At 60.9% G+C, this 9407-nt stretch carries 8 protein-coding genes; 4 read left to right on the forward strand and 4 right to left on the reverse strand.

Annotated features, from left to right (window positions below; genetic code table 11):
• Window positions 1-293: 293 nt before the first annotated feature.
• The 4 genes from mltB to EPO09_RS19115 are packed head-to-tail and all read right to left on the reverse strand — an operon-like array spanning window position 294 to window position 5676.
• Entirely contained in the window at window positions 294-1514 is a 1221-nt protein-coding gene (gene mltB / locus EPO09_RS19100; RefSeq protein ID WP_290645616.1) for a lytic murein transglycosylase B, read from the reverse strand.
• A gap of 27 nt (window positions 1515-1541) precedes the next feature.
• Window positions 1542-3650 carry a DUF3488 and transglutaminase-like domain-containing protein gene (locus tag EPO09_RS19105; RefSeq protein ID WP_290645618.1) on the reverse strand — a complete coding sequence of 703 codons (2109 nt, stop codon included), beginning with the start codon at window positions 3648-3650 and terminating at the stop codon, window positions 1542-1544.
• Window positions 3647-4738, reverse strand: coding sequence for a DUF58 domain-containing protein (locus EPO09_RS19110; protein WP_290645620.1), 1092 nt, complete (start codon window positions 4736-4738; stop codon window positions 3647-3649). The genes EPO09_RS19105 and EPO09_RS19110 overlap by 4 nt, the downstream gene beginning before the upstream one ends.
• Entirely contained in the window at window positions 4735-5676 is a 942-nt protein-coding gene (locus tag EPO09_RS19115; protein ID WP_290645622.1) for a MoxR family ATPase, read from the reverse strand. The genes EPO09_RS19110 and EPO09_RS19115 overlap by 4 nt, the downstream gene beginning before the upstream one ends.
• Window positions 5677-5752: 76 nt before the next feature.
• Here EPO09_RS19115 and EPO09_RS19120 point away from each other — a divergent pair, with 76 nt between their 5' ends.
• The 4 genes from EPO09_RS19120 to pssA form a co-directional block, all read left to right on the forward strand.
• Complete coding sequence (locus EPO09_RS19120; protein WP_290645624.1) at window positions 5753-6688, forward strand: histone deacetylase family protein; 936 nt, start codon at window positions 5753-5755, stop codon at window positions 6686-6688.
• Between the two features lie 17 nt (window positions 6689-6705).
• Window positions 6706-7989 carry a mechanosensitive ion channel domain-containing protein gene (locus EPO09_RS19125; protein WP_290645626.1) on the forward strand — a complete coding sequence of 428 codons (1284 nt, stop codon included), beginning with the start codon at window positions 6706-6708 and terminating at the stop codon, window positions 7987-7989.
• 18 nt (window positions 7990-8007) lie between these two features.
• The gene (locus EPO09_RS19130; protein WP_290645628.1) at window positions 8008-8655 is read left to right on the forward strand and encodes a phosphatidylserine decarboxylase; all 648 of its coding nucleotides are present in this window, start codon (window positions 8008-8010) and stop codon (window positions 8653-8655) included.
• Window positions 8656-8693: 38 nt separating this feature from the next.
• The coding region (gene pssA, locus EPO09_RS19135; protein WP_290645630.1) for a CDP-diacylglycerol--serine O-phosphatidyltransferase at window positions 8694-9407 on the forward strand (714 nt) is incomplete at its 3' end.

A 9407-nucleotide genomic window follows, 5' to 3' on the forward strand; every position in this document is an offset into this window, starting at 1 on the left:
TCTTGGTAGTTGCTCATGCGGTGTCCTTTGTGGCCCCGGTGTCAGGGGCAATGAATACTTATTGTGAAAACCAGTGGTCACTGAGTCGCTGCTGGAAGGCTTTCCAGCCTGGCTAACATCAACCTGCTGCGGATTCTATACATAAAATAAATTTCATTGCAAATGCAATATGACTGGACGCGGAAATCCGGTGTCCGATTGCATCTTATATACTTGGTTCGCCCTATTGACCTGTGACCGTTCATTGCGACGCGACATAAGTAGTAGTACCTAGGTGTTGACCAGCGGTGGTATTACGGATTTTGCAGATTGAGGCGGCTTGCTTCTCTGGATACAACTTCACCTAACTGGACGACAGCCAGTGCGTAATAGCTGGACTGGTTGTAGCGCGTGATAGCGTAAAAATTGGTGGTGCCCGCAATCAGGGTTGGAACGTTGCGGCCGTTTTGCAGGAGAACCAAGGCCAGTTGGCCCGGGTGATTTTGTCCGGCATCCGACAGTGATGCGCCCAAAGCGCGCATGTCCGATGCCGAGAAACTGGGCAGGATATCCGGCTCGAGCAGTTTCGCCAGTGCTTGTTCGTCCGTTGGTGGGGTGATATCAAAATAGGCTGGCCATTGTGCGTGCCAGCCGTGCTCAGACAGATAGTGCGCAACGCTGCCAATGGCATCAACCGGGCTGCGCAGCAAATCAATGTGGCCATCACCATCGAAATCCACCGCATATCGACGGATGGAACTGGGCATGAATTGCGGTAGGCCAATGGCGCCCGCATACGAGCCCAGAACGGATTCAGGATCCGTGCCTTGCTCCTGACACAGCTTGAGGAATTGGCCCAGTTCGGTTTTGAAAAACGCGCTGCGGTCACTGCGCCCCTTGGGGAAGTCCAGGCTCAAAGTGGCCAGAACGTCCAGCACCCTGAAATTTCCAGTCTGTCGGCCATAGATGGTTTCGACACCCAGTACCCCGGCGATGACGCTGGCCGGTACGCCATAGGTCGCCTCGGCACGTTTGAGATCCAGCTCATACGTTCGCCAGAAATTCACACCAGCCTTGATGCGAATGGGCTCAACAAAACGGCTGCGATACACCCCCCAGTTTTTGGCAGTACCTGTTGGCGCCGGCAGCATCAGCCGGGCGGCACTTTCCCGGTACCGCGCTTTGCCGATGACGCGCCATGTCCATTGGGGATCCAGATCCATGGCGGCGGCGAGTTCAGATGCCAACTGGCGCGCGTCGTTTCTGCCGGCATAACTGTCGGACAGCGTGGCGGGCTGGGTGTTGCTCGTGGTGTGAGTCGCTTGCGCCTGGATGTCCGGCGTGGCGATGGCCTTGGTGATCGCGCCCTGATCACCGCCATTGGTTTCGGTTGCTTGCTGTGCGATCGCGGCAGCCTCCTGTGAGGTGGGGGTATCAGCCGGGATTTTTCTGCTTGTACTGCAGGCGCCAATCAGCGTGCACAGCAAGGCCAGTGAACTGGCGCGTAAAAAAAGGGTGGGGGTACGGTGAGACACAGGTAGGGGCAACGATGCTGGATAGGCCTAGTTTGCCCGATCTCGCCGTTTGATTGCCCGCCATTGCTGGGCTTGTTGCTGAATCGTCTGGACCAGCGCATTGCGTTGGCGCCGAATCTCACCTGTGTGACCACTTTGGGGTGCGTAGCGCAAGGCATCCAGTTGCGTGAGTGCATCGACGATGGCATCCCGAATCGGCTGCAGTTTACCGATGGCATCTATATGGGCCATTCGCTCTGCCCAGCTCATGGCTGGGGCTGGGGCGGGGCTGCTGTCCGGCGGGGGCAGACCGATTGAGATCAGCGCACGGTGCACTTTCATCAGCGGGCGCCGCCATGGCGTGCGAGGCGTTTGAGGCCTTGTCCACCACAGCCAGCCTACGCCCAGCAGGCTGGTGCAGGCGATCACGATGCCGCACAGGCGGATCAGGTCCGTGGCGCTGGGGGAACTGAAGCCCCAGTCCTTGAGCAACTGCATCTGGCGATGGCGTGAGTACTGCAAGACCCACAGATTCCAGCGGTTGTTGCTGGCATCCATGTAGTTGCGCAGCCGTCCCCATAGTGCCGCATCGATGCCTGACAGGGCGCCGGGCAACAGGTTGTTGCGACGAAACGCCTGCCTGGGGCGGTCAATACGCTCGGGCGCTACTGCGGCTGTTGGATCAACCCGCACCCAGCCCTCGCCTGGTTGCCAGAACTCGGCCCAGGCGTGGGCGTCGCTGTTGCGCACAACAAACCAACCGTCTACCGGATTGATCTCTGCGCCCTGATAGCCCGTGATCACGCGGCTGGGCACGCCCATGGCTCTCATGATGACCACATAAGCGGTCGCATAGTGTTCGCAAAATCCTGCGCGGCGGTCCAGCCAGAACAGGTCAATCAAATTGCGCTCGGGGTGGCCGTCTGCGTCCAGGTAGGCATCGCCGGGCGTCATCGTGTAGCGATAGTTTTGCTGCCGGATGTACTGCAGCACTGCGTTGGACAAGCCTCTGGGGTCGGCGTTGGCCAACTCCGGTCGTTGCCTCAGCGCCATGGACCAGGCGATGGTTCGAGGGTTGTAGCCGGGTGGCAGTTGCAGCCAGTCTTGCAACAAGGGGCTGCCTTCCTTCGGTCCATGCTCGATTTGCATCCAGGCCTGGGCGTCGATCTGCACGCGATCGACCAGCGCTTGGGAGGCCGTCCAGTTCAGACCGTCCCGCGCGATCTGCAGCTCTGATTGAGGTGACGTCGGGGATGCCAGCAAGGTGCCGTCCAGCAGGGGCACGGTACTGACCTTGCTGGGCTCGATCGTGATTTGGTAGCGCGTGACCTGGCCTGCAGGCCGGGGTGGATACACCTCATCGGCACTGATCAGCGCTGGGTTGCGTGGTTTGGCCATCCAGTTGCGGCCATCAAAGAGGTCCAGCACCGGGCCTCTGAAATACAGATTGCTGGTCACTGGTGGGATGTCGATGAACTTGACGCGCATCGCGACCGAGTCGTCTTGCGCCAGTTCCGATACATGCCCCAGTTTGATCCGATCTGACAAGCCCGTGCGTGGCCCGGCATCTGCCGGCACGTTCCACAGTGGGCCAAGGCGGGGGAACAGCACATACAGCGCCAGCATCACCGGGATGCCCATGAGCACGCAACGCCACGCAATCTTCATGGCCGACCAGACGCTGGGCCGACCAAGTGGGCGTTGCGCCAGGACCAGCGAGGTGAGCATGCCCATCAGCACCACGATCATCAGCAAGGCAATCAGCAGGCTTTGCGAGTACAGGAACTGCGTCAGGATCAGGAAGAAGCCCAGCGAGGTCACCACAAAGGCATCTCTGCGTGCACGCAACTCCAGTGTCTTCAAGCCCGCTAGCAGGCACACCAGGGTCACGCCCGCTTCTCGACCGAACAAGGTGTGAAAAGTCCACACAGTCAGGCCCATGCCAATGGCCAGGCAGATCAGCAATACGGAGCGAGGTGGCAGCGGGTCGTCGCGCCAGGCCATGCGTGCGCGGACCAGGATCGCCACGGCCGTGCTGATGGATGACCACAACGGCAGGCGAGGCAGGTGCGGCAGGATGCTCAAGGTGAGCACAGCCAGCAGCCACAGCGTGTCGCGACCTTCCCGCGTGATCGAGGTTGCGGAGGGCCACTTCATTGCGGGCTCCGGGCCAAAGTGCTCGGGGCCCATACGGCCAGCGAATCCAGGCAATGCCGCAAATGATGCGCGCCCGCATTGCAATCGACTGTGGTGCCAGGCAGCCGCAGACCATAGAGTGGGCCTCGCGCGGAAGCATCCTGTTCCGCCTGAATCAGCCAACTGGCCAGTCGGCTTAGTCTGGCTTCGGCATCCAGCCCGGCCAGGCCGGGGCTTTTCTCAAAATCCAGCCAGAGATCGGGGCTGTGACCTTGCGCTGGCTCGCGGCTGACCAGGCCTGTCCCCGACGCCAGTGCCAGGCTGGATTTTTTCCAGGCGATCCAGCGCATGGGGTCGCCCCGTCGATAGTCGCGCAGGCCCTCCGGCATTTCCGATGCGACCGATGTGGCGCGTTGCGCATGCTCTGACGTTTCCAATCGGCGCCCTTGTGGCAAGCCCGGGGCATTGGCATCCAGCGCAGGCCAGATCAGCACGCGAGTCTGGGGCAGCCAGTACGCCCACGCACGGAACAGGCCCAGCGGGAAGCGCGTATCGATCGTGATGCGGGGCAGGGTCAGCCATCCTCTCTGCTGGGTGGCTACATCAACCTCCACGGTGCAATCGCTGCCGGGGCCCAGTTCTGCGTGCTGGGGCGTGCCTGGGCCTTCCATGGTGCCTTCAGGCGCTTTGGGCCCGGCCGTAACTTGCAGTCCAAAGCGCCCCAGCTTGCGGTGCTTGTTGCTCAAGGTGATGCCGACTCTCAGCACTTGCCCAGCATGCACGCTGCGCAAAGTGAGCAGCCGCAGGTTCACACCATGCAGATTGCCGTGGGTTTGATACAGCGCCGCCATCGAGGCCCCTCCCAAAAGGAAGCTCAATGCGTAGCCCAGATTGACCTGCTCATTGATGGACGCGAGCAGCAAAACAATGAACACCAGTGCAAAGGCCCAGCCTGCCTTGGTCGGCAGGATGTACAGATTGCGCTGCGTGAGGGTGAGCTGATCGCGTCGCGGCAGGCGGGCTTCCCACCAGGCGTTCAAACGCTGCCTGATGGCGCTCAGATTCAAGGGGCTTGGGCGCGTACCCAGCATCGCACGCACGCGGCTCATGGAACCGGTGTGGCCTCCAGCAAGGCCTGCGCTTGTGCGGTGGCGCTGCGGCCCGACTGGGGTAGCGGCATCAAGCGGTGCGCAACAGCTGGAATCCACAGGCTCTGGATGTCTTCCGGCGAGACGTGCTGGCGCCCCATGACCAAAGCCCGGGAGCGCGCCAGCTTCAGCAGCGACAAACCCGCCCGTGGGCTCAGGCCCAGTGCAAACCAACGACCATCCCGCGTGGCTGTGATCAGGGCTTGCAGATAGTCCAGCAGGCTGTCGGCTACATGAATTTCATCGATGCGTTGCTGCCAGTGCTGCCATTGCGAGGCCGTCATCACGGGCTGCAGATGGAGCATGGCGCCGCGGCGATCCTGTCCGGTCAATAGCGCGCGCTCGGCGCTCGGATCAGGGTAGCCCAGTGCCAGTCGCATGGCAAAGCGGTCCAGTTGCGATTCCGGCAAGGGGTGCGTGCCCAGTTGCTCGGACGGGTTCTGTGTAGCGATCACGAAGAAAGGCGAGGGCAGGGGGCGTGTTTCACCCTCTACCGAAACTTGCCTTTCTTCCATGGCCTCCAGCAAGGCACTTTGTGTCCGTGGGCCTGCCCGGTTGATTTCATCGGCCAGCAGTACATGCGCAAAAACAGGGCCTGGGTGGAAAACGAACGCTTCCTTTTGCCGCTCATAGACGCTCACGCCGATCAGGTCGGTGGGCAGCAGATCCGACGTGAACTGAATGCGTGCAAAGCTCAAGCCCAGGCTGCGAGCAAGGGCCTGCGACAAGGTGGTCTTGCCTACGCCAGGCACGTCTTCGATCAAAAGATGACCTGAAGCAAGCAAGCAGATCACGCTCAGGGTGACCTGCTCACGCTTGCCCACAATGATCGTGCTAACCTGATCAATGAGTTGAGTGATTTGCGAGCCCTTGACGGACGTGGCGGTGCCAGTCGGCATGGCGTGGTTCGAGTCGTTTCGCAACATGACGCGACATTACCTCAAACCCGCACGGCGTGCGGACCAAAGCTGACCCATGGCAACCGGCTATTTTTCACACTCTGACTGCCTGCATCACGACATGGGCAACGGACACCCGGAGTGCCCCCAGCGCATCACGGCCATTGAAGACCAGTTGCGCGCTCAGGGCCTGGATGTTTTGATGCTCTCGCCTGACGTGCCGCTGGCCAGTAACACCGATCTGGCGCTGGCGCATGACCTCAATTACGTGCTGACGCTTGATGATTTCCTGCAACAGCTGGAAGCCACTGGTGACACGCGGGCTCTGGATCCGGATACCTGGGCTTGTCCGGGAACCCGGGCGGCGACCTGGCGCGCAGCGGGTGCGGCCATCGCCGCGACGGATGCGGTCATCGACGGCAAGCTGGACAACGCCTTCTGTGCGGTACGCCCGCCCGGTCATCACGCCACCCATAACCAGACCATGGGGTTTTGCTTTTTCAACAATGTCGCCGTGGCGGCTCGCCATGCGCTGGACGTGCGAGGGCTCCAGCGCGTGGCGGTCGTGGATTTCGATGTGCACCACGGCAATGGCACTGAAGACATCCTGGCCGGAGACGACCGCGCCTTGATGGTCGGATTTTTTCAGCACCCCCTCTATCCCTATAGTGGTGCCGAGTCTCGTGCCGGCAATATGGTCAATATCCCTCTGCATGCGCGCAGCGATGGCAAGGTGGTGCGCGATGTGGTGGAAAGCTACTGGCTCTACCGTCTGGAAGACTTCCAGCCCGAGATGATCTTCATTTCCGCAGGTTTTGATGCCCATCGCGAAGACGATGTGGGTGGTTTGGGCTTGGTCGAGGCGGATTACGCCTGGATCACGGCGAAAATCATGGAAGTGGCAGCCAAACATTGCAAGGGGCGCATCGTTTCTTGCCTGGAAGGCGGCTACAACCTCAGTTCGCTGGCCCGCAGTGTGGCGGCGCACGTGCGAACCTTGATTGAAAATTAGCCCGCACCATTTACGACATGTCCGTGAGTTCCGCCCAGGTTACCCATCCCATTACGCCCGACGAACTGCTGCAATTGCTTGATGGCCTGCAGCAGCGCTCGGCGTTGTCCGAGGCGGGCATCATTCTGGGTTGCCTGGTGCTGTCGTGGGGCCTGCTGCGCCTGTGGCGCGGTGCGCAGGGTGATGCGCACTCGGTCTGGTTCGGGCGCAACATCGTGGACGGCGTCCTGTTCCCCGTGCTTGCATTGCTGCTGGCACTGGCTGCGCGCAGGGCTTTCCTCGGCATCCTGCCGCTGACTGTTTTCCGTCTGATCATCCCGGTTCTGGCCTCTCTGGCGGTCATCCGCTTGACGGTCAAGGTGCTCAAGGTGGCGTTCCCCTCATCGCAGACGGTGAGGGTGGTCGAGCGAACTGTGTCCTGGCTGGCCTGGATCGTCACCGTGCTGTGGGTCACGGGCGTCATGCCCATGGTGTTGAGCGAGCTGGAAGACATCACCTGGAAAATCGGCGCCACACAGGTCAGTTTGCGCAACCTGATCGAAGGCTCGCTGAGTGCCGTGCTGGTGCTGATCCTGAGCTTGAGCCTGTCATCTGCGATCGAGACGAAGCTGCTCAAAGGCGCGACGGACAACCTGTCTCTGCGCAAGATCGCGGCCAATGCCATTCGCGCCATCTTGCTGACCCTGGGGCTGATCATGGCCCTGTCGGCGGCGGGCATCGATCTGACGGCTTTGTCCGTGCTGGGCGGCGCCGTGGGTGTAGGCCTGGGCTTTGGCTTGCAGAAGCTGGCGGCGAATTACGTCAGCGGCTTTGTCATCCTGGCAGAACGCAGCCTGCGCATTGGGGATCTGGTCAAGGTCGATAACTTCGAGGGCCGCATCACCGATATCAACACACGCTATACCGTCCTGCGCTCCTCTTCGGGCCGGGAGTCCATTGTTCCGAACGAGTTGCTGATTACGCAAAGGGTGGAAAACGCATCCTTGGCCGACAACAAATTGATGCTGACGACCATCGTCCAAGTCGCCTACGGCACGGATCTGAACCTCGTGATGCCCCGGATCAAGGACGACGTGGCGGCCTTGCCGCGTGTGGTGAAAGACCCCGGGCCCTCTGTGCATCTGTCCAATTTCGCGGCAGACGGGCTGGAGTTGACGATCGCCTTCTGGATCATGGATCCGGAAAACGGCCAGTTGGGTGCGCGCTCTGCTGTCAATCTGACCATCCTGGAAACACTCAACAGCATGGGCGTGGACATTCCATTTCCGCAGAGGGTTGTGCATCAGGCGCGCGTCGCTTGAGGTATCCTCCGCCGCACGATGAGCTTTCCCATTCCTTTTCCCAGCCGGGAGAACGCGCCCTTCCTGGGTTTGGTTCTGCTGGCCTGTTTGCTGGCGTTCACCTGGCAAGGCCCCCTGGCGGCGTCCCTGGTGGCCGTGGCAGGCGTGCTGGCGCACCTGGTCTATTTCCGTGATCCGCCACGGGCCATTCCTGCGCAGGCAGGTGTGGTGCTGTCTCCCGCAGACGGCCGCATCGTGCGCATCGAAAAAGCCCGTGATCCCTATGCCAACCGCGACGCCCTGCGCATCAGCGTGTTCATGAGCCTGTTCAGCCTGCATGGCAACCGCGCCAGTGTGGATGGTGTGATCCGGCAGGTCGAGTACATTCCCGGCCAGCTGGTGAACACCGATCTGGACACCGCTTCTCGTCATCATGAGCGCAACGCGGTCGTGATCGAATCCAACGGTCAGTTGGTGACCCTGGTGCAGGTGGCGGGCTTGATCGCACGCCGGATCCTGTGCTGGGTCAAACCTGGCGACACGCTAACCCGTGGCCAGCGATATGGCCTGATCCGTTTTGGCGCGCGGGTTGATGTCTACCTGCCGCCCAACGCCGTGCCCAAGGTCGCCCCAGGCGACAAGGTCTCGGCCACTACCACCATTCTGGCAACCCTGAACAAGGCTTGACTGTGCAACCTGTTTCCCCGAAAGAGGCCGATCCCAGCGTGGATCTGAGTCTGGATGATGCTGATGACGTGCCTCGTCCGCGTCGCAAGGGCGTCTATATCCTGCCCAATCTGTTCACACTGGCGGCATTGTTTGGTGGCTTCTATGCCATCGTGATGGCCATGAATGGCCATTTTGACCAGGCCGCTGTTGGCATCTTCTGCGCGATGGTGCTCGATAGCCTTGATGGCCGGGTCGCCCGCATGACCAACACGCAAAGCGCGTTTGGCGAGCAGATGGACAGCCTGTCCGACATGGTCTCCTTTGGCGCAGCGCCTGCCCTGATCGTCTACGAATGGGCGCTCAAGGACATGGGCAAGCTGGGCTGGATCGCCGCCTTCGTGTATTGCTCGTGTGCGGCTTTGCGTCTGGCGCGCTTCAACACCAATATTGCCGTGGTGGACAAGCGCTTCTTCCAGGGCTTGCCCAGCCCGGCTGCAGCCGCTCTGGTCATGGGGTTGATCTGGGTCGTGACCGATATGGGTGAAACCGCCCGTTCCCTGCACGGCATGGTGTGGCTGGCTTGTGGTTTCACGCTCTACGCGGGGCTGACCATGGTCACCAATATTCCGTTCTACAGCTTCAAGGATGTGAACTTCCGTCGCACGGTGCCCTTCGTTGCCATCGTGGCCATTGCGCTGGGCATTGCCGTGATCACCATTCATCCGCCCATCGTGCTGTTCGGGGTGTTCGTGACTTACGGTTTGTCGGGG

The organism is Aquabacterium sp. (genome assembly GCF_004297345.1).
Classification (GTDB): domain Bacteria; phylum Pseudomonadota; class Gammaproteobacteria; order Burkholderiales; family Burkholderiaceae_C; genus Aquabacterium.